Origin of the sequence: Pseudomonas sp. GM84 (assembly GCF_000282535.1) — a bacterium.
In the GTDB taxonomy this organism is placed as follows: Bacteria; Pseudomonadota; Gammaproteobacteria; order Pseudomonadales; family Pseudomonadaceae; genus Aquipseudomonas.
The window spans coordinates 1-25,042 of the sequence record NZ_AKJC01000175.1 but is presented as its reverse complement, the minus strand read 5'-3'; the positions used below and the strand labels follow the sequence as shown (position 1 = coordinate 25,042).

The window sequence follows — 25,042 nt, the reverse complement described above, 5'->3', positions numbered from 1 at the left end:
GCGATAGGGCCGGTACAGACCGAGCACAGAAACAAAAACGCCGCAGCCCCTTTCAGGGCCGCGGCGTCAGATCAGCCTGGAAGGCAGATCAGGCGAACGGATGACGCAGCACGATGGTCTCGTTGCGGTCCGGGCCGGTGGAGATGATGTCGATCGGCGCGCCGGTCAGCTCCTCGATGCGCTTGATGTAAGCGCGAGCAGCTTCTGGCAGCTCTTCCAGGGTCTTGGCACCCAGGGTCGACTCGCTCCAGCCTGGCATCTCTTCGTACACCGGCTCCAGGCCGATGTAGCTGTCAGCATCGGACGGTGCGTCGATGACGGCGCCGTTCTCGTTCTTGTAGCCAACACAGATGTTGATGGTTTCCAGACCGTCCAGCACGTCCAGCTTGGTCAGGCAGATGCCCGAGATGCTGTTGACGTCGATGGCGCGACGCAGGATGACGGCATCGAACCAGCCGCAACGACGGGCACGGCCGGTAGTCGAACCGAACTCGTGACCACGCTTGGCCAGGGTGGCACCGGTCTCGTCGAACAGCTCGGTCGGGAACGGGCCGGAACCTACACGGGTGGTGTAGGCCTTGGTGATGCCGAGGATGTAGTCCAGGTACATCGGGCCAACGCCGGAACCGGTGGAGATACCGCCAGCAGTGGTGTTGGAGCTGGTGACGTACGGGTAGGTACCGTGGTCGATGTCCAGCAGCGAGCCCTGGGCGCCTTCGAACATGATGTCCTTGCCGGCGCGACGCAGGTTGTGCAGCTCGGCGGTGACGTCGAGCATCATCGGCTTGAGCTGTTCGGCGTAGGCCATGCACTCGTCCAGGGTCTGCTGGAAGTCGATGGCCGGCTCTTTGTAGTAGTTCACCAGCTGGAAGTTGTGGTAATCCAGCAGCTCACCCAGCTTGGCAGCGAAACGCTCGCGGTGGAACAGGTCGCCAACGCGCAGGCCGCGGCGAGCGACCTTGTCTTCGTAGGCTGGGCCGATACCGCGGCCGGTGGTGCCGATCTTGGCTTCGCCACGGGCTTTCTCGCGGGCCTGGTCCAGGGCCACGTGGTACGACAGGATCAGCGGCGCAGCAGGGCTGATGCGCAGGCGCTCGCGCACCGGTACGCCCTTCTCTTCCAGCTTGGTGATTTCACGCATCAGGGCATCTGGGGCAACGACCACGCCGTTGCCGATCAGGCACTGTACGCCTTCACGCAGGATGCCGGACGGAATCAGGTGCAGAACGGTTTTTTCACCGTTGATCACCAGGGTGTGGCCCGCGTTGTGGCCACCCTGGTAGCGCACTACGGCGGCAGCATGTTCGGTCAGCAGATCAACGATCTTGCCTTTGCCCTCATCACCCCATTGGGTGCCCAGGACGACGACATTCTTACCCATAACACTTGTCCTCATTCACGCAAACTTGGTTGCCGGCCAATTGCCGGCGCAGAAACTCATTGGGTCAGCGGCAGTACCTGCCAGCGCCCGTCTTGCTGAATCAATTGCCGATCACAATCCGCCTCGAGAGCAGCACTCAACGGTTGGCCAGGCAGGGCCTGGACCACACGCTGGCCCTCGTTGCGCAACTGGCAGACCTGCTGCCAGAGGGCCGCGTCGCCACTGTCCGGCATCCAGATGCCGCCAGCAGGCAATACGACCTCCGCTCGCCCCAGTGTGACCAGGGTCTTCAAATCCGTGGAAAAGCCGGTGGCCGGGCGCGCCCGGCCGAAATCGGCACCGATGTCGTCATAGCGGCCGCCCTGGGCGATCGATTGACCTTCGCCCGGGACGAACACCGCGAACACCACACCGGTGTGGTAGTTGTAGCCGCGCAACTCGCCGAGGTCGAAGTACAGCGGCAGCTCGGGGTAACGCGACGCCAGACGGTCGGCGATCGCCAGCAGGTCGTCCAGCGCTGCCAGCACGCTGGCCGGGGCACGGCCCAGGCGCACGCGGGCTTCGGCCAGCACTTCGCGACCACCGCACAGCTCGACCAGGGCGCGCAGCATGTTGCCCAGGTCCTTCGGCAGGTCGGCGGTCAGCGCCTGCACTTCATCCACCGACTTGCGCTGCAGGGCGTCGAACAACTGCTGCTCGACTGCGCCCGACAGGCCGGCGGCGCGCGCCAGGCCGCGGTAGATGCCGACATGACCGAGGTCCATGTGCACATCCGCGACGTCAGTCAGTTGCAGCGTAGCGAGCATCAGGCTGATGACCTCGACATCGCTGGTGGGGCTGGCATCGCCGTACAGCTCGGCACCCAGCTGGATCGGGCTGCGCGAGGTGGACAGGGCACGCGGCTGGGCGTGCAGCACGCTGCCGGCGTAGCACAGGCGGCTCGGGCCTTCGCGGCGCAGGGTGTGCGCGTCGATGCGCGCTACCTGCGGGGTGAAGTCGGCGCGGAAGCCCATCAGGCGGCCGGACTGTGGGTCGACCACCTTGAAGGTGCGCTGGTCCAGGTCCTGGCCGGCGCCGGTGAGCAGCGACTCCAGGTACTCGATATGCGGGGTGACGACCAGTTCGTAGCCCCAACTCTGGAACAGGTCCAACACCTGGCGGCGCGCGATCTCGATGCGCGCAGCCTCAGGTGGCAGTACTTCCTCGATGCCATCTGGCAGCAGCCAGCGGTCTACCGTTGCCATTACGCCATTTCCCCTCTGGTCCGGGCGGCTTGCCAGCAGGCGAGCCGTCAGTAAAGCAGGCATTGGCGCACAGCAGCGGGCAGCACTGATCCCAGCGCCACCACCGTACCCAATACCCTCGAATTGCCTTGCGACCTGACCAAGCCGTCAACTGGCCGTTTGCCAATCAACCTTGCAGACGCAAAAAAGCCGGGAAATTTCCCGGCTGCCGCATCATACACCCCTTTTCATTCAGGATGCACCCTGCCTGGAGTTTTAGCTGCCAGGCGGGGTGTTTCCTCAACAGAGCATCAGGGCTTGCTCTTGTCCAGGTAGCGGAAGAACTCGTTCTTCGGATCCAGGACCAGCACGTCGCTCTTGCTCGAGAAGCTCTCGCGGTATGCCTGCAGGCTACGGTGGAACGCATAGAAATCAGCGTCCTGGCTGTAAGCCTTGGCATAGATGGCGGCCGCCTGGGCGTCGCCGTCACCACGGGTTTCCTCAGCTTCGCGGTAGGCTTCGGCCAGCAGTACACGGCGCTGACGATCGGCATCCGCGCGGATACCCTCGGCCAGCTCGTTACCCTTGGCACGATGCTCGCGGGCTTCGCGCTCACGCTCGGTGCTCATGCGGTCGAACACGCTGCGGTTGACTTCCTTCGGCAGGTCGATGGCCTTGACGCGCACGTCGACCACCTCGATACCCAGCTCCTTGCTGGCCATGCGGTTCAGCGAGGCGGTGATGTCAGCCATCAGCGCGTCACGTTCACCGGACACCACTTCGTGCAGGGTACGCTTACCGAATTGGTCGCGCAGGCCGCTTTCCAGACGGCGCGACAGACGCTCGTCGGCAATCTGCTTCATGCCGGAGGTGGCAGTGTAGAAGCGCTCGGCATCCTTGACGCGCCACTTGGCGTAGGCGTCGACCATCACCGCTTTCTTCTCCAGGGTCAGGAACCGCTGGGTCGGGGCGTCGAGGGTCATCAGGCGGGCGTCGAACTTGCGGACCTGGTTCACATACGGGATCTTCACATGCAGCCCCGGCTGGACATCCGCCTGGACCACCTTACCGAAGCGCAGCAGTACCGCACGCTCCGTCTGGGACACGATGTAGAAGCTGTTCCAGGCCACGATGGCCAGGACCACAGCGGCGATCAGGGCGATCAGCGATCTATTGCTCATCAGCGGCTCTCCCTAGTACGCATCTGCTGCTGTTGCTGTTGAAGGTCCTGCGCCGCACGCGCTGCTGCATCGTTGGCCGACGGGGTAACGCCGGTGACAGGTGCGGACGTGTTGCGGCTGCCTTCGACCATCTTGTCCAGCGGCAGGTAGAGCAGGTTGTTCTGCCCGTCCTTGGTCGCCACCATGACCTTGCTCGAATTGCTGTAGACCTCTTGCATGGTCTCCAGGTACAGACGCTGACGGGTCACGTCAGGTGCCTTGTGGTACTCGGCGACCAGCTTGGTGAAGCGGTCGGCCTCACCCTTGGCGCGCGCGATGACTTCGTCGCGGTAACCGTTGGCGTCCTCGATGATGCGCTGGGCCTGACCACGGGCTTCCGGCACCACGCCGTTGGCGTAGGACTCGGCCTGGTTGCGGGCACGCTGCTCGTCTTCGCGGGCACGGATCACGTCATCGAAGGCTTCCTGTACTTCACGCGGGGCAGCCGCGCTCTGTACGTTGACCTGGGTAACGGTGATGCCGGTACGGTAGTTGTCGAGGAAACGCTGCAAACGTTCGCGGATATCCACGGCCATCTGCTCACGACCTTCGGTCAGTACCTGGTCCATCGAAGTGGAACCCACCACGTGGCGCAGGGCGCTGTCGGTGGCATGCTGCAGGCTCACCTCGGGCTGGTCGACGTTGAGCACGAAGTCCTGCAGGTTGCTGATCTTGTACTGGACGGTCAGTGGTACCTCGACGATGTTCTCGTCTTCGGTGAGCATCTGACCCTGCTTGGTGTAGGCACGCTCGCGCGTGACGTTTTCCATGTACTTGCGATCGATGGGCGGGAAGTAGATGTTCAGGCCGGGACCGACCGTCTCATAGTACTTGCCGAAGCGCAGCACTACGGCCTGCTCCTGCTCGTCGACCACGTACACGGCGCTGTACAGCCAGATTGCAGCCAGCACCGCCAGGCCGATGCCCAGCAGGCCGAAGCCGCCACCCTTGCCGACATTGCGGTCACCGCCGCCACGTTTTTTGCCACTGCCGAACATGCCATTGAGGCTGTCCTGCAGTTTGCGGAAGGCCTCGTCCAGATCAGGCGGACCTTTTTTATCGCCACCGCCGCCACCGCGTCGGCCGCCCCAGGGATCCTGATTGTTCGAGTTGCCACCCGGCTCGTTCCAAGCCATAGCGCTCTCCATCTGATAAAGCAAAGACGCGCCCACGGCGCGCCGTCCAATGCTACAGAATGCCTGCCACTGCCGCCCGGCGACCTCGCCGGGCATTTATTGCAAAGTGTGTTGCTCGACAAACACTTGCGGCTCCATGCCTTCACGGCTGACCAGGCGATTCAATTCGACCATGGGCAACCGAACACTCAGCAGGTAGCGCCCTTCTTCATCATGCGTTTCACTCTGCACGGCACCCAGGGCAAAGAATTGCGCGCGCAAACGGGCAAAACGCTGCTCCAGACACAGGGTACCGACAAACAGATCATCCCCCAGCAGCTCGGCAATCGCCTGGCCAACCAGCTCCAGACCACGTCCATCGCGTGCCGATACCCAGACCCGCTCAGGCTTGCCATCGGCATCGCGCTGAATCTGCGGCTCGACATCTTCTAGCAGGTCGAGTTTGTTATAGACCTCGAGGATCGGCAAGCCTTCGGCACCGATCTCGCCAAGTACTGCCAGCACCTGCTCGATCTGCTCCATGCGCTCTGGCTCATGGGCGTCGATCACGTGCAGCAGCAGGTCAGCGTTGCTCGACTCTTCGAGCGTAGCCCGAAATGCTTCGACCAGCTTGTGCGGCAGGTGACGAATGAAGCCCACGGTGTCGGCCAGCACGATCGGCCCGAGGTCGTTGAGCTCGAGCCGGCGCAGGGTCGGGTCGAGGGTGGCGAACAGTTGGTCGGCGGCGTACACCTCGGATTCGGTCAAGGCGTTGAACAGCGTTGACTTGCCGGCGTTGGTGTAGCCCACCAGCGATACCGAAGGAATATCCGCGCGGCGACGGCCACGACGAGCCTGCTCACGCTGGCTGCGGACCTTTTCCAGACGCCCCTTGATCTGCCGCAGGCGCACCCGCAATAGGCGGCGGTCGGTTTCCAGCTGGGTTTCACCCGGGCCGCGCAGGCCGATACCACCTTTCTGCCGCTCAAGGTGGGTCCAGCCGCGAACCAGCCGCGTGCTCATGTGCTCGAGCTGGGCCAGTTCGACCTGCAGCTTGCCTTCATGGGTACGCGCCCGCTGGGCGAAGATATCGAGGATCAGCCCGGTACGGTCGAGCACACGACACTCGAAGACACGTTCGAGGTTGCGCTCCTGACTGGGCGTGAGGGTGTGATTGAAAATCACCAGGTCTACCTGTTCGGCGTTGACCAGGTCGCGCAATTCCTCGACCTTGCCACTGCCAATCAGGTATTTGGCGGTAGGCTGATGCCGTGCCACCGTGACCAGCGAAACGATGTCGGCGCCGGCCGACAATGCCAGTTCCTGAAACTCCTGCGGATCTTCGCGCGCCTCAGGGTTCTGACCTTCCAAGTGAACGAGCAGTGCTCGCTCACCACCACCGTGGCGCTCAAAGAACAATGCAGGCTCCTATCAGGCGTTGCCTGGCTCGCTGTCACCGTGTTCGGAATCGGACGGGCTAGGCAGGCGAACCGGACGGGCAGGAACCACGGTCGAAATAGCGTGCTTGTAGACCATCTGGCTGACGGTGTTCTTCAGCAGTACCACGAACTGGTCGAAGGATTCGATCGAGCCCTGCAGTTTGATGCCGTTGACCAGATAGATCGAAACCGGGACCTTTTCTTTTCTCAAGGTGTTCAAGTAAGGGTCTTGTAGCGAATGCCCTTTTGACATATGCCGCACTCCTGTAAGGATAAATAATAGAAATTCAAAGAAATCGATAAGTTGTGCCGCCCCTTCGCAAGAATAGACGGCAATCAGCAGGGACTCAGCTCAATATGGAGACGGCCCCAAGGTATTTCAAGGTGCGGGACAGATTGTCGCAGGCCAGGCTGTCGAGCCAATGTACGTCGGCCCAACCACGCAACCAGGTGAACTGCCGCTTGGCCAGCTGTCGAGTGGCAATGATACCGCGTTCGCGCATCTCATCCTCAGTCAGCTTGCCGTCAAGGTAGTCCCAGACTTGCCGATATCCCACTGCCCGTATAGACGGCAGTCCGGCGTGCAAGTCACTTCTGGCCCGCAGCGATCGGACCTCGTCGATGAAGCCCTGTTCCAGCATTTGCGAGAATCGTAGCGCAATTCGCTGATGCAAAATGTGACGATCTGTAGGAGCGATCGCCAAACTCGCGACAGTATAGGGCAAATGCGTGCCAGCGCCTGCGTCTGCGGCGCTACTTTCCGCGAATTGACGCTGGCGATGTGCCGTCATGCTCTCGCCGCTCACCCGGTACACTTCCAGCGCTCGGATCAGGCGCTGCGGGTCGTTGGGGTGAATGCGCGCCGCCGACACAGGGTCCACTTCAGCCAGCTGCCGATGCAGTTCGGCCAGGCCCAGCGCCTCAGCCTGGGCCTCAAGTTCCGCCCGCACGGCAGCATCGGCCGCGGGCATGTCCGCCAGGCCATCGATCAGCGCCTTGTAGTAGAGCATGGTGCCGCCAACCAGCAGCGGGATCTTGCCACGTGCAGTGATCTCGGCCATCGCTTCCAGCGCATCGGCGCGGAACTGCGCGGCCGAATAGCTTTCGGCCGGGTCACGAATGTCGATCAAACGGTGCGGATGGGCAGCCAGGATCTCTTTGGAAGGCTTGGCCGAACCAATGTCCATGCCGCGATAGACCAGCGCCGAGTCGACACTGATCAGCTCGCAGGGCAAGACTTTGGTCAGTTCGATGGCAAGGTCGGTCTTGCCGGCCGCTGTCGGGCCCATGAGGAATATTGCAGGGGGCTTGCCGCTCATTTCATCGACCGCGCAGGAAAAGTTTGTCCAGGTCGTCCAGGCCCATCTGGGTCCAGGTCGGTCGGCCGTGGTTGCATTGGCCGCTGCGCTCGGTGTTTTCCATGTCGCGCAGCAAGGCGTTCATCTCGGGAATCGCCAGGCGCCGGTTGGCGCGCACGGCGCCGTGACAGGCCATGGTGCCGAGCAGCTCGTTGAGGTGCGCCTGGATACGGTCACTGGTGCCGTACTCCATCAGGTCGGCGAGTACGTCCTGAACCAGGCGATTGGCCTCGGCTTGCTTGAGCAAGGCCGGGATCTGGCGGATCGCCAGGGTTTCCGGGCCCAGGCGCTGCAACTCGAAGCCCAGGCGCTGGAACCATTGCCCATGCTCTTCGGCGCAATCGGCTTCGCGCTGGCTCAGCGCCAGCGTCTCGGGCACCAACAGCGGCTGGCCACTCAGGCCTTCGCTGGCCATGGCGACCTTGAGTCGCTCGTACATGATCCGCTCGTGGGCGGCGTGCATGTCCACCAGCACCAGACCTACGGCATTCTCGGCGAGGATGTAGATGCCTTTGAGCTGGGCCAGGGCATAGCCCAGCGGCGGAATATCGCCCTGGCCCTCAGGCAGCGTCGAAGGCGCAGGCGCCCCGTCGCTCAATGGCTTGTAGAACTCGCGATAGACCGCTTGAGACTCGGCCGCCGGCAGCGGCTGGGACGGACGCGGGGTGTACTGGTATTGGTAGCCTGCGCCACTGCCACCATTGGAAATCGCAAACTGGGGTGCCTGGGGCTGCTCAAGGACCGGTGAGGCCAGGCGCATCTCACCTTGCGGGCCGAACTCACCGACCTGCTGCCCTGTCGGGCGGACCATCTCGGCGGCCGCGGCGGGCGCTGCCAGCTGGTCTTCCGGACGAACATCGGCCAAGGCACGGTGCAAGGTGCCATAGAGGAAGTCGTGCACCGAGCGCCCTTCACGGAAACGCACTTCGTGCTTGGTCGGGTGCACGTTGACGTCGACGCCATTGGGCTCGAGTTCGAGGAACAGCACGAAGGTCGGGTGGCGGCCATTGAACAGCACATCGCGATAGGCCTGGCGCACGGCATGGGCGACCAGCTTGTCGCGCACCGCGCGGCCATTGACGAAGAAGTACTGCAGGTCAGCCTGGCTGCGCGAGAACGTCGGCAGGCCGACCCAGCCCCACAGGCGCAGGCCGTTGCGTTCGACGTCGATGGGCAGCGCCTGCTCCATGAAACCGGGGCCACAGATGGCGCCGACCCTTCGCGCACGGGCTGTTTCGTCGTGTGCTTCGTGCAGGCTGAGAATGCTCTTGCCGTTATGCCGCAGGTGGAAGCCGACATCGAAGCGCGCCAGGGCCAGACGGCGGATAACCTCCTGCAGGTGATCGAACTCGGTCTTCTCGGCCTTGAGGAACTTGCGCCGGGCCGGGGTATTGAAGAACAGGTCGCGCACTTCCACCGAGGTGCCGACCGGGTGCGCGGCCGGCTGCACCCGTGGCGTCATGTCACGCCCCTCGGTCTCGACCTGCCAGGCTTCGCCGGCGCTGGCGGTACGCGAGGTCAGGGTCAGGCGCGCCACCGAACTGATCGAAGCCAGGGCCTCGCCACGAAAACCGAGGCTCAACACCCCTTCCAGGTCTTCCAGTTCGCGAATCTTGCTGGTGGCGTGGCGAGCCAGGGCCAGTGGCAAGTCATCGGCGGAGATACCACTGCCGTCGTCACGCACCCGCAGCAGCTTGACGCCCCCCTGCTCGACTTCGACGTCGATGCGCCGAGCACCGGAGTCGAGGCTGTTTTCCAACAGCTCCTTGGCCACCGAGGCCGGGCGTTCGACCACCTCACCTGCGGCAATCTGGTTAGCCAGCCGCGGGCTGAGCAGCTGGATGCGCGAACCGCCACTCATTGCTGCGAGGCCAAGGTAGTGGCGGGGATAGTCAGGTGCTGGCCAACCTTCAGTTCATCGGTCTTGAGGCTGTTGCTGCTGCGCAGGCTGGGAACACTGACCTGGTAGCGCACGGCGATCATCGCCAAGGTCTCACCAGGGCGCACGGTATGGTCACGCGGGCCCTGGGCAATCTTGCCGCTGTCACGCAGCCAGGCCACGTAAGTGCCAGGCGGCGGGTTTTGCTGGAAGTACTGGCGCACACTGGTATGAATCGAACGGGCCAAGGCCTGCTGGTGACTGGAGGTGGCCAGCTTGGCGGCTTCATTATTGTTGGAAATGAACCCGGTTTCGACGAGGATCGACGGAATGTCAGGCGACTTCAACACCATGAAGCCTGCCTGTTCCACCCGCTGCTTGTGCAGCGAAGTGACCCGGCCCATGTTGCCGAGCACCTTCTGCCCGACATTGAGGCTGGAGCTGAGCGTCGCGGTCATCGACAGGTCAAGCAGCACGCCCGCCAGCATGCGGTCCTTGTCGTCGAGGCTGACGTTGCCGGCACCGCCGATCAGGTCGGAACGGTTTTCCGTATCGGCCAACCAACGCGCCGTTTCGGAGGTGGCGCCGCGGTCGGACAGGGCGAACACCGATGCCCCGAACGCGGCCCGCGACGGCGCGGCGTCAGCGTGGATCGAGATGAACAGGTCGGCGCCCTTCTTGCGGGCGATCTCGGTGCGCTTGCGCAGCGGGATGAAGTAGTCACCGGTACGGGTCAGCTCGGCGCGGTAGCCCTTCTCGGTGTTGATCTGGCGCTGCAGCTCCTTGGCGATCTGCAGCACGATGTCTTTCTCGTGCTGGCCGCGCGAGCCGGAGGCACCCGGGTCCTCGCCGCCGTGGCCGGCGTCGATGGCGACCACGATGTCGCGCTTGCCGGCAGGTACAGGCGGCAGCTTGATTGCGGGCTGCGCCGGGGTAACCGGCACGGCAGGCGTGGTGGCCGGGGCAGGTACCGGCGCAGGGGGTGCCGAAGGCGCCGTGGCGGCGATGGCGTCGGACTCCTGGTCGTACAGGTCGACCACCAGGCGATTGCCATACTGGGCATTGGGAGCCAGGGTAAAGCTCTTGGGCGTGACCGACTTCTTCAGGTCGACCACCACGCGCAGGTCAGTCGGTGTGCGCTGGGCGGAGCGCACGCTGGTGATGGGCGTGTTCGACGTAGAGACACTCAGCGGCGCGGCCAGGGTCGCGCCATTGATATCAATGACGAGGCGGTTGGGCGCGCTCAGGGTGAAGACGCTATGCTGCACCGGACCCGACAGGTCGAATACAAGCCGTGTGTTGTCCGGCGCGCGCCACAGGCGCATGCTCTTGACTTGTGTGACGGCCAGAGCGTCAACGGTCACTGCTGTCAGCAGCAGCCCAACGGCAGCGACCAGTGCGCGTATGCGCATACCTACCCCACTTACTGTTTATTGTGTTCGGCCAGTGCAGCGCACCAGGCCTCGCCGCGAGCCCCCTGCGGCGAAAGGTTGAGCGAGCGTCCGCTCGCTTGGGGGCTTATGGTAATGGTCAGGTCAGGCTTTGGCAAAACGCCCGCACCCTTTTGTGGCCACTCGAACAGGCACAGCGGGTCGCCCTCGAAGTAGTCGCGAATGCCCATGTACTCCAGCTCTTCCGGATCGACCAGGCGATACAGGTCGAAGTGGAAGGCACGCACCGTACCGATCTCGTAAGGCTCGACCACGGTAAACGTGGGGCTTTTCACTGCACCAGTATGGCCCAGGCCACGGATCAGGCCACGCGACAGGGTGGTCTTGCCAGCCCCCAGGTCACCTTCGAGGAAGATCACGCCGTGACCGCCGGTCACCTCGGCCAGTTTGGTGCCGAATGCCACCGTGGCCGCTTCATCGGCCAGAAACAGGGTTATGCCAGACACGCAGAATGTTCCTCCAACAACTCACGAATGACCGGCGCCAGATCGCTGGCCGCCAGGCCTCTACCTTTGCTCCCCAGACGCTCGCCGGCGCAGGCGTGCAGCCATACGCCCAGGCAGGCAGCGCTCCAGGCATCCAGCCCCTGGGCCAATAAAGCCCCCAGGACGCCGGTCAGCACATCGCCCAGCCCCGCCCCAGCCATCGCCGGGTGACCGCGTTCGCACAGCGCCAACTGCCCCGTCGGGTCGGCGACCAGGGTGCCGGCCCCCTTGAGCACGCAGATGCTGGCATAGCGCCGCGCCAGCTTCCGCGCAGCGCCGGCGCGGTCAGTCTGTACTGCCTCGGTGGAAATGCCCAGTAATCGCGCCGCCTCCCCAGGATGAGGGGTCAGAATACTGCCGCTGGGCAGGGCCAGCGGAGTATGCGCCAACAGGTTCAGCGCATCGGCGTCCCACACCTGTGGCCGTTCGGCATTGGCCACTGCCGACAGCAGGCTACGCCCCCAGGCGGCCTGGCCAAGGCCCGGGCCAACCACCAGTACCGAGGCCCGCTCCAGCACACCCATCAGCTGGTTGGCCGAGCTCACGCCAAGGCACATGGTTTCCGGCAAGCGAGCAAGGCTTGCGGCAACGTGTTCGGGGCGGGTCGCCACGCTGACCAGACCGGCGCCACAGCGCAGTGCCGCCTCGGCACTCAGCAACACCGCACCACCGGTACCGAGGTCGCCACCGACCACCAGCACATGGCCGAAGTCACCTTTCTGGGCATGCGCAGGCCTTGCAGGCAGGCGCGCGACCGTCCTGCTGCCGAGCAGTTGCGGGGGGTGGCCGGTGTGTTTGGTCTGGGGCATGGGGTCAAAGGCTCCAATGTCTGGCAGAATTATACGCACCTGAGCCCGTATTGCCTTGCCCATCCATGTCCGCTTGCACACCTGACCTCGCCGCACTGGCCCAATCGATCAAGGATTGGGGCCGAGAACTCGGTTTTGCCCACGTCGGCATCGCCGGTGTAGACCTTGGCGAGCACGAACATCACCTGCAGCGCTGGCTCGACGCCGGCTACCAGGGCGAGATGGAATACCTCGGCGCGCACGGCAGCAAGCGCGCCCACCCCGAGCAACTGATCCCCGGTACCGTGCGCGTGGTATCGCTGCGCATGGACTACCTGCCTGGCGACACGCAGATGGCGCAGCGCCTGGCGCAACCGGAAAAGGCCTATGTGTCGCGCTATGCCCTGGGGCGGGACTATCACAAGCTGGTGCGCAAACGCGTGCAACACCTGGCCGACCGTATCCAGGAAGACATCGGCCCGTTTGGCTACCGGGCCTTCGTCGACAGCGCCCCGGTGCTGGAGAAGGCGCTGGCCGAGCAGGCCGGGCTAGGCTGGATCGGCAAGAACACCCTGTTGCTCAACCGCAAGGCCGGCAGCTACTTCTTCCTCGCCGAACTGTTCGTCGACCTGCCGCTGCCGGTGGACGAGGCCCATGTCAGCGAGCATTGCGGGCGCTGCCAGGCGTGCCTGGACATCTGCCCCACGCAAGCCTTCGTCGGGCCCTACGTGCTGGATGCGCGGCGTTGTATTTCCTACCTGACGATCGAGCTCAAGGGCGCCATTCCCGTCGAACTGCGGGCGAAGATGGGCAACCGTGTGTTCGGCTGCGACGACTGCCAGATCGTCTGCCCGTGGAACCGTTTCGCACAGCCTACCCAGGAAAATGACTTCCAGCCCCGGCACGGCCTGGAGAATGCCGAGCTGGCCGAAATGTTCCTGTGGGACGAGAAGACCTTCCTGCGCAAGACCGAAGGCGGGCCATTGCGGCGGGCGGGGTATGAACGCTTCTTGCGCAACCTGGCGGTGGGGTTGGGCAATGCGCCTTCGACGATTCCGGTGCTGGAGGCCTTGAAGGCGCGCCGGGAAGACCCTTCGGAGCTGGTGCGTGAGCATGTGGAGTGGGCGTTGGAGGAGCATGCGCGCCGCCACTAAGCGGGGCGCTTCGCACCCCTATCGCCGGCAAGCCGGCTCCCACCCCACCCTTTGTGGGAGCCGGCTTGCCGGCGATGGGCTGCAAAGCAGCCCCAGCCTCACTGCTGGTCGTTGTAGTGAAACTTGGGCATTTCCCAATGGAAGCGGATGGCCAGCAAACGCACCAGGAACCCGCCGAACAAGGTCAGTAACATGGCCTGCTCCCCCGGCACCTTGAAGTACACGCACCCCAGGTAGAACCACGCTGCCGCGAACGACACACTGGCATAGAGCTCACGGCGGAACACCAGCGGAATGTCGTTGCAGAAAATATCCCGCAGGATCCCGCCAAACACCCCGGTGATCACCCCGCTTATCGATGCGACAAGCATGCCCTGCCCCATTTCCAGCGCAGTCATGCAGCCAATCAGGGTAAAGGCCACCAGCCCCAGGGCATCCAGCACCAGGAACAGCGAGCGCAGGCGGCGCATCATTGGCGCGATGAAAATCGTCAGCAGTGCGGCAAGGCTGGTCAGTACCAGGTATTCCGGGTGCTTCACCCAGGTCAACGGGTAGTGTCCGAGCAAGACGTCGCGCACCGAACCGCCGCCCAGGGCGGTGACGCAGGCGATCAGCACCACGCCAAACCAGTCCATGCCTCGCCGGCCAGCGGACAAGGCGCCAGTCATGGCTTCGGCGGTGATGGCAACAAGGTAGAGCATCAGCAACATGGCGCGGGTCCGTGCGGGAAAGGCGCGCAGTCTAACCAGTTGCCCAAGGCACCAAAAGAGGGCGCCGATACAATATCTGCGCCCTTACGGCTCACACCTTGATGAAGTGCTCGCGGTAGTGGCGCAGTTCGGCGATCGACTCACGGATATCGTCCAGCGCCAGGTGGGTGCCGCCCTTCTTGAAGCTGTCACGCACATCCGGTGCCCAGCGCGCGGCCAGCTCCTTCAAGGTGGAGACATCGAGGTTACGGTAGTGGAAGTAGTTTTCCAGATCACGCATGTGGCGATAGAGGAAACGGCGGTCCTGGCAGATGCTGTTGCCGCAGATCGGCGATTTGCCCTTCGGCACCCACTGCTCGAGGAAGGCGATGGTCTGCGCCTCGGCCTCGGCCATGCTGACCTTGCTTTCGCGCACGCGCTGGGTCAGGCCCGAGCCACCGTGGGTACGGGTATTCCACTCGTCCATGCGCGCCAGCACTTCATCGCTGTGGTGGATGGCGATCACCGGCCCTTCGGCCAGGGTGTTCAGTTCGCTGTCGGTGACGATGGTGGCCATCTCGATGATGACATCGCTATCCGGGTCCAGACCGGTCATTTCCAGGTCGATCCAGATCAGGTTCTGTGGGTTCTGCATGCAGGGCTCCTCGTATAGACGGTCATATTAGCCTAGCGGGCGCGGCCCGCGCATTCATGGCGCAACGCTAAGCGCAATGGTCCGGCGCCTGGCGTGCTAAACTGCGGGCCGTTTTCATTCGTCCCACCACGGAACCTTCATGGCCAAACGCCAGCTCAATCGCCGCCAGAACTGGCGTATCGAAAAAATCCAGAACGAACGCGCCGCACGCGCCGCCAAACGCGAGCAGCATGCGCTGCAGGAGCTGGAAGGTGGCGACCTGGGGCCGGAGCAGCTGGGGCTGGTGATCGCCCACTTCGGTGTGCAGGTCGAGGTCGAGGCGCAGGACGGCGAGTCCGCCGGCCAGGTATTCCGTTGCCACCTGCGAGCCAACCTGCCGGCGCTGGTCACCGGCGACCGGGTCGTATGGCGCGCAGGCAACCAGGGCATTGGCGTGATCGTCGCGCAGATGCCCCGCAGCACCGAGCTGTGCCGGCCGAACAACCACGGCCAACTCAAGCCGGTGGCGGCCAACGTCGACTTGATCGTGATCGTGTTCGCGCCGGCGCCCGAACCGCATCCGAACCTGATCGACCGCTACCTCGTGGCGGCCGAGCATGCCGGTATCCGCCCGCTGCTGCTGCTGAACAAAGCCGACCTGATCAACGAAGAGAACGGCCCGGGCCTGCACGCCCTGCTCGAAGTCTACCGCGAGCTGGGCTACCCGCTGCTGGAAGTATCGGCGCACCACGGTGACGGCATGCAACGCCTGCAACAGATGCTCGATGGCCACATCAGCGTGTTCGTCGGCCAGTCGGGCGTGGGCAAGTCATCGCTGGTCAACAGCCTGCTGCCGGAAGCCGACACCCGCGTGGGCGATCTTTCCGAGTGGTCCGGCCAGGGCACGCACACCACTACCACCGCGCGCCTGTACCACTTCCCCAAGGGCGGCGACCTGATCGACTCACCCGGCATCCGCGAATTCGGCCTCGGCCATGTCAGCCGTGATGACGTGGAGGACGGCTTCATCGAATTCCGCGACCTGTTCGGCACCTGCCGTTTCCGCGACTGCAAGCATGACCGCGAGCCGGGTTGCGCCCTGCTCAAAGCACTGGAAGAAGGTCGAATCAAGCCGCAGCGGATGAACAGCTACCGCTCGATCATTGCCAGCCTGCCGGAAGACAGCTACTAATCTGTAGGACTTTTTACCGCAACGCGTAGGACCGCTCCGGTTTTGCCGTCGGCTATTGCTCCGCTCGCAGCTTTCCCTGATGGTCATGTCTTCTATCAGGGAGGGCAACCGCGATGCCGGTGTTCATCAGCTACCGCCACGAAGAGCGGCTTGACGCCTTCATTCTCAACGAGCGCCTGCTGCTCGAAGGCATCCCCGCACATTTGGTCCTGTTCGACTGCGACGGGCAAACCAGCGAAGACCTGTATGGCAGCTTCTGCCAACACGTGTGTGATGCAACCCACTGGATTGGCCTGCTGCCTGAGCGTTTCACCGATGACTGGTGGACGGCATGGCTGCTGGGGGCTGCGGTCATGGCCAGCCGAAGGGTGAGTTTTTACCAGCCGGACGGCGACGCCTTGCCGTCTCACCTTGGCAAATGGCCGGTAATGCGCGAGCTATCGCATATCGACCTGTTTGTCAGGGCCTATCACGACGAATGCACATTCGCCCGGGCCTTGGCCTTACCGGCGCTGGGCGGCAGTTGGGCCGACAGGGACAATGCGGATTTCTTTCATGCCGATCTCAAGGCCAAGATCCGGCGGGGGTTTTGAAAGCTCGGGGCCGCTGTGGGAGCGGGCTTGTCCCGCGAAAGGGACAGCCCGGGCAATGGAGGGGCATGGCCAGGGCTACGCCCTGGTTCGCGGGACAAGCCCGCTCCCACAAGCCCCGTACACCTTACTGGTCCTTGGCCTCGTCCATCTTCAAGGTACCTTCCTCGAAGATGTTCAGCTTCTGGCGCAGCTCCCGTGGCTGCATCGGCGCATCACCTGCGCCAGGTGCCGTCGAAGCGCCAGGCGCAGCGGGTGCTGGCGCCTGGGCCGGCGGCGTCTCTGGCGTGCCCTGCTCGCCCTCGATGTTGCGCTGGGCCTTCTTGGTCAAGACGATGATGTCGATACGGCGGTTGACCGGGTTGAATGGATCCTTGCGGTCGAACAGCGAAGACGAGGCATACCCCACCACCCGCGCCACCTGTTCATCCGGATAGCCCCCAGCCACCAGCGCCCGGCGTGCGGCATTGGCGCGATTGGCCGACAGCTCCCAGTTGCCGAACTCACCGCTGCCCGAATAGGGCTTGGCATCGGTATGGCCGCTGATGCTGATCTTGTTCGGCACGGCCTTGATGGTATCGGCCATGGCCAGCAGGATGTCCTCGAAGTACGGCTGCAAACGCGCGCTGCCAATGTCGAACATGGGCCGGTTCTCGGCATCCATGATCTGGATGCGTAGACCGTCCTGGGTAATTTCGAACAGGATCTGGTCCTTGAACTTCTGCAGCTGCGGGTTCTCTTCGACCTTGTTCTGCAACTCCTGCAGCAACAGCTCGAGGCGCTCGCGCTCGACCTGTTCGGCCATGGTCTCGACCTGCTCCTTGTTCATCTGGATGCTGGTATCAGGGGTAGGCTCGGCCTTTTGTTCCGGATTGATGGTCTTTTCCGGCGCCATCTGCGGCGAACCGCCCAGGTCGATGACGTAGGGCGTACCGCTTTCGGAGAAGCCGATCGGGTCTTTGAAATAGCCGGCGATGGCGATCTTCTGCTCGGGCGTGGCCGTGGACAGCAACCACAGCACCAGGAAGAAGGCCATCATCGCCGTGGCGAAGTCGGCGAAAGCGATCTTCCAGGCACCCCCATGGTGCCCGCCGCCATAGCGTTTGACGCGCTTGATGATTATCGGCTGATTGTTTTCCATGACTCAGCGACCGCGAACTGCTTGTTCCAGCTCGGCAAAACTCGGGCGATGCCTTGGGTACAGCACCTTGCGCCCGAACTCCACGGCCAGCGAAGGCGGCATGCCCGAGGCCGAGGCAACCAGCGATGCCTTGATCGACTCATAAAGGTTGATCTCTTCCTTGGCATCGTGTTCCAGGCACTTGGCCAACGGCCCGAAGAAGCCATAGGCCGCCAGGATACCGAAGAAGGTACCGACCAGTGCCGCGCCGACGTGCAGGCCGATCGAGGCCTGGTCGCCCTCGCCGAGCGAAGCCATGGTCACGACGATACCCAATACCGCCGCGACGATACCGAAACCAGGCATGCCGTCGGCAATACCGGTGACCGCGTGCGACGGGTGCTCGAGCTCTTCCTTCATGCTCAGCAGCTCCATGTCGAACAGGCCTTCGAGCTCGTGGGGCGCCATGTTGCCGGTGGACATGATGCGCAGGTAGTCGCAGATGAACGCGGTCATGCGCTCATCGCCCAGCACAGCAGGGTACTTGGCGAAGATCGGGCTGGCCGCGGCGTCCTCGATGTCGCTCTCGATGGCCATCATGCCTTCACGACGGCTCTTGTTGAGGATCTCGTACACAAGACCCAGAACTTCCAGGTAGAAGGTATGGGTGAAGCGGGTGCCGAACATCTTCATCGACTTCTTGATTACATGCATGGTCATGTAACCCGGGTTGGCCTGCATGAAAGCGCCAAAGGCCGCACCGCCGATGATCAGCACTTCGAACGGCTGGATCAGTGCCGCGATCTTGCCGTGGGAAAGCACATATCCGCCGAGCACACTCGCGAATACGACGATGATGCCGATAATTTTAGCCATAGGTTCAAAGCACTTGCTGTCGTGGTCAGGGTGAGGGACGGGAGCTTTAAAACTCTTCTTCTACTTATCGGCAGAACTGCGCCAGACTATAGCCACAAAATGCGAAAAGCCAGTTCGGACTGATGTCAAAATGCCAATGGAATCCAAGGTGCCCACTCAGAATCCGCGTACGCTAGAAGCCTGGATAAAGCTGCTCGACGGTGTTCGTGTACCGGTGCCGAAGCAGAGTTACGACCGGGTCATGAGCGCCATCAACGATAACCGCCGCTCCCTGCGCGACATCGCCGAACTGATGCAGGACAGCCCGGCCCTGGTGCTGTCAGTGATGCGTGAGGCCAACCACCCGGCCAACGCCAGCCAGGCAGAGCCTGCCGAAAGCCTGGAAATTGCCCTCAATCGCCTGGGCCTTGCGCGCAGCAAGGAATTGCTCAATCGCCTGCCGGCATTGCCGGACGCCGACATCCCCCCCGTGCTGCGCCAGTTCCTGCTGATCAGCCAGCATGCCGCGCAACAGGCCAGCGGCTTGTTCGCCAGCCGTCTGGCACGGCTGTGGCAGGAAATCCATTGGGGCAGCCTGCTGTTCCTTTCGCCGCTGTGGCCCATGGCACTGACCTACCCCAAGCTGCTCGACACCTGGGAACTGCGGGTCATCCACAAGGGCGAAGAAGCCGCAGAGGTTGAGGAAGAGCTCTTCGGCGTGCGCATCATGGCCCTGTGCCAAGCCGTGGCCGAGCAATGGCGTCTGCCGCAATGGGTGACCCAAGGCTACCGCTTGCTGCTGGAAGAACGTGAGCAACTGGCCCAGGTACTGAGCATTGCCCGCGACGAAGACCTGCTCAGCCAGCAGCACCGCCTCGACGATGCGCCTGGTCTGCGCCGCTGGCTCAACCAGCCCGCCAATACCGTGCTGCTGGCCAACAACCTGGCGCTGGCAGCCCAGGTAGGCTGGGACAACCCGCACCTGCTGCGCTGGCAGTTGCTGACTGCGCTGTACCTGCAAACGTCGCTGGAAGACGTGCAACAACAGGTCCACCAGCAGGCTGCCGCCAGTGCCCGACGCCACGCCAGGCACGCACTGTTCCACCCGGCCGAAGCGCTGATCTGGCCTTGGCACCAGCGCCGCCCGCACCCCGACATGCTGGCGCCACCGCCGCCTTCAAGCGAGCAACTGAGTCGCTGGCGCACGCTGTGTCAGGACCTGCTGGCACAGCCCAGCCCGTTCACCAATGCCGTGCACCTGGCCACCCAGGCGCGCCAGGCCCTGCAGGAATGCGGCATGCAGCGCGTGCTGCTGCTCAGCCTGGACAGGGCCAATGACCTGCTGCGTGTGCAGCAAACGGCCGGTCTGCCGAAAGAGGCAGCGGCCATTGCCCTGCCCATCGCGCAGAACAAGCTGCTGCAGAAGCTGGTCAGCAAAGCCGGGCAACTACGCCTTACGCCGGAAAACCACAGCCAGTTCTCCGCGCTGCTGCCCTCCGCGCTGCGCGCACTCTTTCGCAGCGAACACGTGCTGCTACGTTCGCTGGCGGTCAATGAACAGGTGCTGATGCTGGCGGTGGCCGACCAAGGCGGCAAGCCCCTGGCCGACGTGAGCGTGCAGGCCTTCGGCAAAACCGCTCAATGCATCGAACGCGCCCTGGCGGTGTTTGCCAACCGCAATGGCTGACCCTTGCGCTACAATCGCTCCCTCTTTCCACACTGGAGACCGTGGATGACAGACTTTTCCGGATTGCCCCTGGTAATCGAGGCCGATGACCTGCTGCCGCGCCTGGATTCACCACAGCTGATCCTGGTCGACCTGAGCAGCGCCAACCGCTATGTCAGCGGGCACATCCCTGGCGCGCGTTTCGTCGAGGGCAAGCGCACCCAACTGGGCCTGCCACCGGCGCCCGGCCTGCTGCCAGCCCTCGGCGACCTGGAGAAACTGTTCAGCGAGCTCGGCCATCGTGATGATGCCGTCTACGTGGTCTACGACGATGAAGGCGGCGGCTGGGCCGGGCGTTTCATCTGGATGCTCGATGTGATCGGCCACCGGACCTATCACTACCTCAACGGCGGTATCCAGGCCTGGCCGGCAGACAAGCTCGCCACCGAAGTACCGGCGCCGGCCAACACGCCCGTACGCTTGCAGCTGCACGGCGAGCCGACCGCCACCCGCGAATACCTGCAAAGCCGCCTCGGCGCCAACGACCTGGCCATCTGGGATGCCCGTGCTCCCCAGGAGTTCAGCGGCGAGAAGGTCCTGGCGGCCAAGGGTGGACATATCCCCGGCGCCATCAACTTTGAATGGACCGCTGGCATGGACCTCAACGACCACCTGCGCATCCGCAAGGACATCGCTGAAGTCCTGAATCAGCTTGGCATCACGCCCGACAAGGAAGTGATCACCCACTGCCAGTCACACCGCCGCTCCGGTTTCACCTACCTGGTGGCCAAATCCCTGGGCTACCCCCGCATCAAGGCCTATGCCGGTTCGTGGGGCGAATGGGGCAACCACCCGGACACGCCTGTAGAAGTTTAAGGAACCTGCATGAAATCCCGTTTGTTCATCATTAGCCAGTACCTGCTGCCACACCACCTGCTGTCACGGTTGGCCGGCTGCGTCGCCGAGTGCCGCGCTCGCTGGTTCAAGAACGCCTTTACCGCCTGGTTCGCCAAGCGCTACCAGGTGAACATGAGCGAGGCACTGGTCGAAGACCTGAGCGCCTACGAGCACTTCAACGCCTTCTTCACCCGCGCACTCAAGCCCGGCGCGCGCCCGCTGGACGAAACCCCAGGGGCGATCCTCTGCCCGGCCGACGGTGCCGTGAGCCAGCTTGGCCCGATCGAGCATGGCCGCATCTTCCAGGCCAAGGGCCATGGTTTCAGCGCCCTCGAGCTGCTGGGTGGCGACCCGGCTCTGGCCGCGCCTTTCATGGGCGGTGAGTTCGCCACCATCTATTTGTCGCCGAAAGACTACCACCGCGTGCACATGCCGCTGGCCGGTACCCTGCGCGAGATGGTCTACGTGCCGGGCCGTCTGTTCTCGGTGAACCAGACCACGGCGGAGAACGTGCCTGAGCTGTTTGCCCGCAACGAGCGAGTGGTGTGCCTGTTCGACACCGAGCGCGGGCCAATGGCCGTGGTGCTGGTCGGTGCGATGATCGTCGCCTCGATCGAGACGGTCTGGGCAGGGCTGGTCACGCCGCCGAAGCGTGAACTGAAGACCTTCCGTTATGACGAAGGCAGCCGTGCACCGATCCACCTGGAAAAAGGTGCGGAGCTGGGTCGCTTCAAATTGGGCTCCACGGCCATCGTGCTGTTCGGGCCGGAGCAGGTGAAGTGGGCAGAAACCCTGGGTGCCGGTTCGGCGGTGCGCATGGGTGAGTTGCTGGCGGTGCCGGCGCAGGCTTGATTCGCTGCATTCAGGGCCGCTTTGCGGCCCAATCGCCGCGGTTCGTCGCCACGACAAGCCGGCTCCCACAATGTCCGCAGCGCTGCAAAATCCTGTGGGAGCCGGCTTGCCGGCGATGGGCTGCAAAGCAGCCCCTGTATTCAGATCAAACGCGGGCGTCGCGGTCACGCAGCCCCAGCAGATACAGCACCCCATCCAGACCCAGCGTCGAGATCGCCTGCTTGGCCGATTGGCGCACCAGCGGTTTGGCGCGGAAGGCGACACCCAGGCCAGCCAGCGACAGCATCGGCAGGTCATTGGCACCATCCCCCACGGCAATCGTCTGCTCCAGCTGCAAGCCCTCCTCGCTCGCCAGCTGCTGCAGCAACTCGGCCTTGCGCTGGGCATCGACGATCGGCTCCACGGCGACGCCGGTCACCTTGCCATCGACCACTTCCAGCTCGTTGGCAAACACATAGTCGATGCCCAGGCGCGCCTGCACCTGCTTGGCAAAGTAGGTGAAGCCACCGGAGAGAATCGCCGTCTTGTAACCCAGCCGCTTGAGTTCGGCGAACAGGTTTTCGGCGCCTTCGGTCAGGCGCAGGGATGCGCCAATCTGGTCCAGCACGCTGACATCCAGCCCCTTGAGCAACGCCATGCGCTCCTTGAAGCTGGCGCGGAAGTCCAGCTCGCCGCGCATCGCCCGCTCGGTGATGGCCGCGACCTGCTCGCCGACACCCGCGGCCTTGGCCAGCTCGTCGATGACCTCGGCCTCGATCAGCGTCGAGTCCATGTCGAACACCGCCAGGCGGCGGTTGCGGCGGAACAGGTCGTCCTTCTGGAAGGCAATATCGATGCTCAGCGCTTCGGACAAGGCGAAGAAGTCGGCGCGCAGCGCCTGGGCATCGCTCGGCACGCCGCGCACGGAGATTTCGACGGCTGCCTTGCCGTTTTCGCTCTGGGTATCCAGGGCTACCCGGGCGGACAGGCGCTCGATACGCTCGATGGTCAGGCCGTATTGGCTGATGATCGCGCTGACCCGCTGCAGCTGCTCGGGGGTGATCTTGCGGCTGAGCAAGGTGACGATGTGGCGTGCCTCGCCATGGCCATCGGCCCAGTGCTGGTAATCCGCCTCGGAAATCGGCGTGTAGCGGGCCTGCAGGTTCAGCTCGTGGGCCTTGGACTGCACGCTCTGCAGCAGACCTGTGGCCACTTCATTGTCCGGGATATCGACCAGAATGCCGAACGACAAGGTGCCGTGCATGACCGCCAGGCCGATGTCGAGGATGTTCACACCGCCCTGGAGCAGGACGCCGGTGATAGCGGCGGTGAGACCGGGACGGTCCTCACCGGTGATGTTGATCAGGACGATTTCGCGCACAACCTGGCTCCGACTTCGATGAAAAATGCGCATTCTACCGATTTTCCATGACCATCGGGCGCCAACGATACTTTGCCGACAAAACACGGGTCGCTATACTGCGCAACACTTTTCCGCCACTAAGAGCCGCGCTCTGTGAACCGGCCCACGCCCGTCAAACCAGACAACTTCTTCCTCATGATCTTCCGTGCCCTGCGCCAACGTCGCGTTCCCCTGGCACTGCGCATCGCCAGCACCAACATATTCCTGGTGGCGCTGGCGCTGGTGATCTATGCCTGTGTGATGGGCCTGCAGTTCAAGCAGGCCATGCACGAACAGGCGGATGCCCTTGGCCAGAGCCTGACCACCCAGACCGCCACCTCGGCGACCGAGCTGCTGGTGTCCAACGACATCCTCAGCCTCAACGTGTTGCTGGGCAACCTGGTGAAGAACCCATTGGTGGCCCACGCGGCGATCTACAGCGTGGACAACCGTATCCTCGCCGAAGCCGGGCAGCGCCCGCGCAACAGCCTGCTGGGTGAAGCGCAAGGCCTGTACCAGACCAAGATCACCTTCCAGGACGTCACCGCCGGGCAGCTGCGCATCAGCCTGGACATGAGCCAGTTCCAGCAGCCGATGCTGATCAGCCTGCAGAGCATGGGCATCCTGGCCGCGATCCTGCTGGCCCTGGCACTGAGCCTGAGCCTGCGCCAAGGCCGCCATATCACCCTGCCCCTGCTGCAACTGCGCGTATGGCTGCGCGACCCGCACCCCTACACCCCGGCGATCGATCGCCAGGATGAGATCGGTGATATCGCCCGGCAGTTGCACGCCCGTCTGGCCCCGCCCCCCCCACCGGAGCCGGAGCCAGAAGAGGACGACGCAGAGGAAGAAGACCAGTTCGACGACGTGCACGAGGCCGCGCCCGCGCCGAAAGCCGCGCCTCGCGCCAAGATCACGTCCCAGGTCGAAGAGGACGATGATGAGGCCTTCGCCGGGCTGATGGATGAAGAAAGCGCGCACCCTGTGGCAACCGTGGTCAAATCCAACGAACCGCAGAACACCGCGGTACTGGCCGTTCAACTGGGTTCCCAGGAGCAACTGCGCCGCCTGCCGCGCACACGCCTGACCGAACTGCTGGAGCGCTACCGCGACTGTCTGGAACAGGCGGCTTCGCTGTATGACGGCGAAACCTTCACGTTCAATGACGGCAGCACCCTGGTGCTGTTCCACAGCGGTGACAGTGGCGAGGACTACCTGACCAACGCCATTTGCTGCGGCGAGCTGCTGCGCGCCTTGGGCCACGCCCTGCAAATCGAGGTGGCCGACAGCGGCATTACCCTGCAACTGCAGCTGGGCCTGACCCAGGGCGACGATCTGCAGGGGCTGGAGCAGGCGGACCTGCTGACGACCGAAAAGGCCCAGGATGCCTTGGCGCTGTCCCAGCACAGCCGCAACCTGCTGTTGGTTGAGCGGCCGATCAGCGATGACGCACTGGTTCGCCAGCGCGCTCGGATCCGGCCCATTGCCAGCCCTGAGGGTGCCTGCTGCGTGGAGCGGTTGATGGAACCTTACCCATCGATGCTGGAGCGGCAGTTGGCGCGGATGCACGAGCGCAGGGCGTGATACCGCGCTGACCTCATCGCCGGCAAGCCGGCTCCCACAGGGTGCTGCGCAAGCTTTGAAGCAGGTGCTCCCCTTGTGGGAGCCGGCTT

Annotated in this window: 23 protein-coding genes; 7 read left to right on the top strand and 16 right to left on the bottom strand. The window is 63.7% G+C overall.

Features of this window, described 5'->3' with window-relative positions:
• Window positions 1–88 precede the first annotated feature (88 nt).
• The 11 genes from PMI38_RS14870 to PMI38_RS14820 all read right to left on the bottom strand — a co-directional run bounded on the left by PMI38_RS14870 (window position 89) and on the right by PMI38_RS14820 (window position 12,360).
• On the bottom strand, window positions 89–1,381 hold the full coding sequence (locus PMI38_RS14870; RefSeq protein WP_008095424.1) for an adenylosuccinate synthase: 1,293 nt from the start codon (window positions 1,379–1,381) through the stop codon (window positions 89–91).
• A 56-nt stretch (window positions 1,382–1,437) separates the two neighbouring features.
• Window positions 1,438–2,625, bottom strand: a complete 1,188-nt coding sequence (locus tag PMI38_RS14865; RefSeq protein ID WP_008095421.1) for an ATP phosphoribosyltransferase regulatory subunit — start codon at window positions 2,623–2,625, stop codon at window positions 1,438–1,440.
• Window positions 2,626–2,915: 290 nt separating this feature from the next.
• Window positions 2,916–3,785, bottom strand: coding sequence for a protease modulator HflC (gene hflC, locus PMI38_RS14860; RefSeq protein WP_008095419.1), 870 nt, complete (start codon window positions 3,783–3,785; stop codon window positions 2,916–2,918).
• Window positions 3,785–4,960 carry an FtsH protease activity modulator HflK gene (hflK, locus tag PMI38_RS14855; RefSeq protein WP_008095417.1) on the bottom strand — a complete coding sequence of 392 codons (1,176 nt, stop codon included), beginning with the start codon at window positions 4,958–4,960 and terminating at the stop codon, window positions 3,785–3,787. Before hflK ends, hflC begins: the two co-directional genes overlap by 1 nt.
• 96 nt (window positions 4,961–5,056) lie before the next feature.
• Window positions 5,057–6,358, bottom strand: coding sequence for a ribosome rescue GTPase HflX (gene hflX, locus PMI38_RS14850; protein ID WP_008095415.1), 1,302 nt, complete (start codon window positions 6,356–6,358; stop codon window positions 5,057–5,059).
• Window positions 6,359–6,370: 12 nt separating this feature from the next.
• Window positions 6,371–6,631: an RNA chaperone Hfq gene (gene hfq, locus PMI38_RS14845; protein WP_003258160.1), complete on the bottom strand. Its 261-nt coding sequence runs from the start codon at window positions 6,629–6,631 to the stop codon at window positions 6,371–6,373.
• A gap of 94 nt (window positions 6,632–6,725) precedes the next feature.
• On the bottom strand, window positions 6,726–7,697 hold the full coding sequence (gene miaA / locus PMI38_RS14840; RefSeq protein WP_008095409.1) for a tRNA (adenosine(37)-N6)-dimethylallyltransferase MiaA: 972 nt from the start codon (window positions 7,695–7,697) through the stop codon (window positions 6,726–6,728).
• 1 nt (window position 7,698) lies between these two features.
• The gene (gene mutL, locus PMI38_RS14835) at window positions 7,699–9,597 is read right to left on the bottom strand and encodes a DNA mismatch repair endonuclease MutL (RefSeq protein WP_008095407.1); all 1,899 of its coding nucleotides are present in this window, start codon (window positions 9,595–9,597) and stop codon (window positions 7,699–7,701) included.
• A complete protein-coding gene (locus PMI38_RS14830) occupies window positions 9,594–11,027 on the bottom strand; it encodes an N-acetylmuramoyl-L-alanine amidase (protein WP_008095406.1) in 1,434 nt (477 codons plus the stop codon). The genes mutL and PMI38_RS14830 overlap by 4 nt, the downstream gene beginning before the upstream one ends.
• 11 nt (window positions 11,028–11,038) lie before the next feature.
• The gene (gene tsaE, locus PMI38_RS14825) at window positions 11,039–11,512 is read right to left on the bottom strand and encodes a tRNA (adenosine(37)-N6)-threonylcarbamoyltransferase complex ATPase subunit type 1 TsaE (RefSeq protein WP_008095405.1); all 474 of its coding nucleotides are present in this window, start codon (window positions 11,510–11,512) and stop codon (window positions 11,039–11,041) included.
• Window positions 11,500–12,360 (bottom strand): NAD(P)H-hydrate dehydratase, encoded by an 861-nt coding sequence (locus PMI38_RS14820; RefSeq protein WP_008095404.1) that lies wholly within the window; start codon window positions 12,358–12,360, stop codon window positions 11,500–11,502. The genes tsaE and PMI38_RS14820 overlap by 13 nt, the downstream gene beginning before the upstream one ends.
• Before the next feature lie 65 nt (window positions 12,361–12,425).
• Between PMI38_RS14820 and queG the strand changes: the two genes are divergently transcribed.
• The gene (queG, locus tag PMI38_RS14815) at window positions 12,426–13,493 is read left to right on the top strand and encodes a tRNA epoxyqueuosine(34) reductase QueG (RefSeq protein WP_008095403.1); all 1,068 of its coding nucleotides are present in this window, start codon (window positions 12,426–12,428) and stop codon (window positions 13,491–13,493) included.
• 98 nt (window positions 13,494–13,591) lie between these two features.
• On the opposite strand, the gene PMI38_RS14810 is transcribed toward queG, so the two are convergent.
• On the bottom strand, window positions 13,592–14,203 hold the full coding sequence (locus tag PMI38_RS14810; RefSeq protein WP_008095402.1) for a trimeric intracellular cation channel family protein: 612 nt from the start codon (window positions 14,201–14,203) through the stop codon (window positions 13,592–13,594).
• A 91-nt stretch (window positions 14,204–14,294) separates the two neighbouring features.
• Window positions 14,295–14,837, bottom strand: a complete 543-nt coding sequence (gene orn, locus PMI38_RS14805) for an oligoribonuclease (protein WP_008095399.1) — start codon at window positions 14,835–14,837, stop codon at window positions 14,295–14,297.
• 139 nt (window positions 14,838–14,976) lie between these two features.
• Between orn and rsgA the strand changes: the two genes are divergently transcribed.
• Window positions 14,977–16,008 carry a small ribosomal subunit biogenesis GTPase RsgA gene (gene rsgA, locus PMI38_RS14800; RefSeq protein WP_008095398.1) on the top strand — a complete coding sequence of 344 codons (1,032 nt, stop codon included), beginning with the start codon at window positions 14,977–14,979 and terminating at the stop codon, window positions 16,006–16,008.
• A 113-nt stretch (window positions 16,009–16,121) separates the two neighbouring features.
• Window positions 16,122–16,601: a hypothetical protein gene (locus PMI38_RS14795; protein ID WP_008095396.1), complete on the top strand. Its 480-nt coding sequence runs from the start codon at window positions 16,122–16,124 to the stop codon at window positions 16,599–16,601.
• A gap of 124 nt (window positions 16,602–16,725) precedes the next feature.
• Here PMI38_RS14795 and motB read toward each other — a convergent pair whose 3' ends face one another.
• Window positions 16,726–17,739, bottom strand: a complete 1,014-nt coding sequence (motB, locus tag PMI38_RS14790; RefSeq protein ID WP_008095395.1) for a flagellar motor protein MotB — start codon at window positions 17,737–17,739, stop codon at window positions 16,726–16,728.
• A gap of 3 nt (window positions 17,740–17,742) precedes the next feature.
• Window positions 17,743–18,594, bottom strand: a complete 852-nt coding sequence (motA, locus tag PMI38_RS14785) for a flagellar motor stator protein MotA (RefSeq protein ID WP_008095392.1) — start codon at window positions 18,592–18,594, stop codon at window positions 17,743–17,745.
• Window positions 18,595–18,724: 130 nt separating this feature from the next.
• Here motA and PMI38_RS14780 point away from each other — a divergent pair, with 130 nt between their 5' ends.
• The 3 genes from PMI38_RS14780 to asd are packed head-to-tail and all read left to right on the top strand — an operon-like array spanning window position 18,725 to window position 21,988.
• Window positions 18,725–20,260 (top strand): HDOD domain-containing protein, encoded by a 1,536-nt coding sequence (locus tag PMI38_RS14780; protein WP_008095390.1) that lies wholly within the window; start codon window positions 18,725–18,727, stop codon window positions 20,258–20,260.
• Between the two features lie 45 nt (window positions 20,261–20,305).
• Window positions 20,306–21,115, top strand: a complete 810-nt coding sequence (locus tag PMI38_RS27555; protein WP_008095388.1) for a rhodanese-like domain-containing protein — start codon at window positions 20,306–20,308, stop codon at window positions 21,113–21,115.
• A 9-nt stretch (window positions 21,116–21,124) separates the two neighbouring features.
• Entirely contained in the window at window positions 21,125–21,988 is an 864-nt protein-coding gene (gene asd, locus PMI38_RS27550) for an archaetidylserine decarboxylase (protein WP_008095386.1), read from the top strand.
• Window positions 21,989–22,133: 145 nt separating this feature from the next.
• Here asd and serB read toward each other — a convergent pair whose 3' ends face one another.
• A complete protein-coding gene (gene serB, locus PMI38_RS14765) occupies window positions 22,134–23,348 on the bottom strand; it encodes a phosphoserine phosphatase SerB (RefSeq protein WP_008095384.1) in 1,215 nt (404 codons plus the stop codon).
• 135 nt (window positions 23,349–23,483) lie between these two features.
• Here serB and PMI38_RS14760 point away from each other — a divergent pair, with 135 nt between their 5' ends.
• The gene (locus PMI38_RS14760) at window positions 23,484–24,953 is read left to right on the top strand and encodes an AhpA/YtjB family protein (RefSeq protein WP_008095382.1); all 1,470 of its coding nucleotides are present in this window, start codon (window positions 23,484–23,486) and stop codon (window positions 24,951–24,953) included.
• Window positions 24,954–25,042: the final 89 nt, after the last annotated feature.

Excerpts from the sequence above, each read along its gene's own strand:
- rsgA (WP_008095398.1), top strand. The coding sequence starts at position 14,977 with ATGGCCAAACGCCAGCTCAATCGCCGCCAGAACTGGCGTATCGAAAAA.
- PMI38_RS14780 (WP_008095390.1), top strand. The coding sequence starts at position 18,725 with ATGCCAATGGAATCCAAGGTGCCCACTCAGAATCCGCGTACGCTAGAA.
- PMI38_RS14795 (WP_008095396.1), top strand. The coding sequence starts at position 16,122 with ATGCCGGTGTTCATCAGCTACCGCCACGAAGAGCGGCTTGACGCCTTC.
- miaA (WP_008095409.1), bottom strand. The coding sequence starts at position 7,697 with ATGAGCGGCAAGCCCCCTGCAATATTCCTCATGGGCCCGACAGCGGCC.
- PMI38_RS14830 (WP_008095406.1), bottom strand. The coding sequence starts at position 11,027 with ATGCGCATACGCGCACTGGTCGCTGCCGTTGGGCTGCTGCTGACAGCA.
- PMI38_RS14865 (WP_008095421.1), bottom strand. The coding sequence starts at position 2,625 with ATGGCAACGGTAGACCGCTGGCTGCTGCCAGATGGCATCGAGGAAGTA.
- orn (WP_008095399.1), bottom strand. The coding sequence starts at position 14,837 with ATGCAGAACCCACAGAACCTGATCTGGATCGACCTGGAAATGACCGGT.
- asd (WP_008095386.1), top strand. The coding sequence starts at position 21,125 with ATGAAATCCCGTTTGTTCATCATTAGCCAGTACCTGCTGCCACACCAC.
- PMI38_RS14820 (WP_008095404.1), bottom strand. The coding sequence starts at position 12,360 with ATGCCCCAGACCAAACACACCGGCCACCCCCCGCAACTGCTCGGCAGC.
- hflK (WP_008095417.1), bottom strand. The coding sequence starts at position 4,960 with ATGGCTTGGAACGAGCCGGGTGGCAACTCGAACAATCAGGATCCCTGG.
- PMI38_RS27555 (WP_008095388.1), top strand. The coding sequence starts at position 20,306 with ATGACAGACTTTTCCGGATTGCCCCTGGTAATCGAGGCCGATGACCTG.
- PMI38_RS14810 (WP_008095402.1), bottom strand. The coding sequence starts at position 14,203 with ATGTTGCTGATGCTCTACCTTGTTGCCATCACCGCCGAAGCCATGACT.
- motA (WP_008095392.1), bottom strand. The coding sequence starts at position 18,594 with ATGGCTAAAATTATCGGCATCATCGTCGTATTCGCGAGTGTGCTCGGC.
- mutL (WP_008095407.1), bottom strand. The coding sequence starts at position 9,597 with ATGAGTGGCGGTTCGCGCATCCAGCTGCTCAGCCCGCGGCTGGCTAAC.
- PMI38_RS14870 (WP_008095424.1), bottom strand. The coding sequence starts at position 1,381 with ATGGGTAAGAATGTCGTCGTCCTGGGCACCCAATGGGGTGATGAGGGC.
- hflC (WP_008095419.1), bottom strand. The coding sequence starts at position 3,785 with ATGAGCAATAGATCGCTGATCGCCCTGATCGCCGCTGTGGTCCTGGCC.
- hfq (WP_003258160.1), bottom strand. The coding sequence starts at position 6,631 with ATGTCAAAAGGGCATTCGCTACAAGACCCTTACTTGAACACCTTGAGA.
- queG (WP_008095403.1), top strand. The coding sequence starts at position 12,426 with ATGTCCGCTTGCACACCTGACCTCGCCGCACTGGCCCAATCGATCAAG.
- motB (WP_008095395.1), bottom strand. The coding sequence starts at position 17,739 with ATGGAAAACAATCAGCCGATAATCATCAAGCGCGTCAAACGCTATGGC.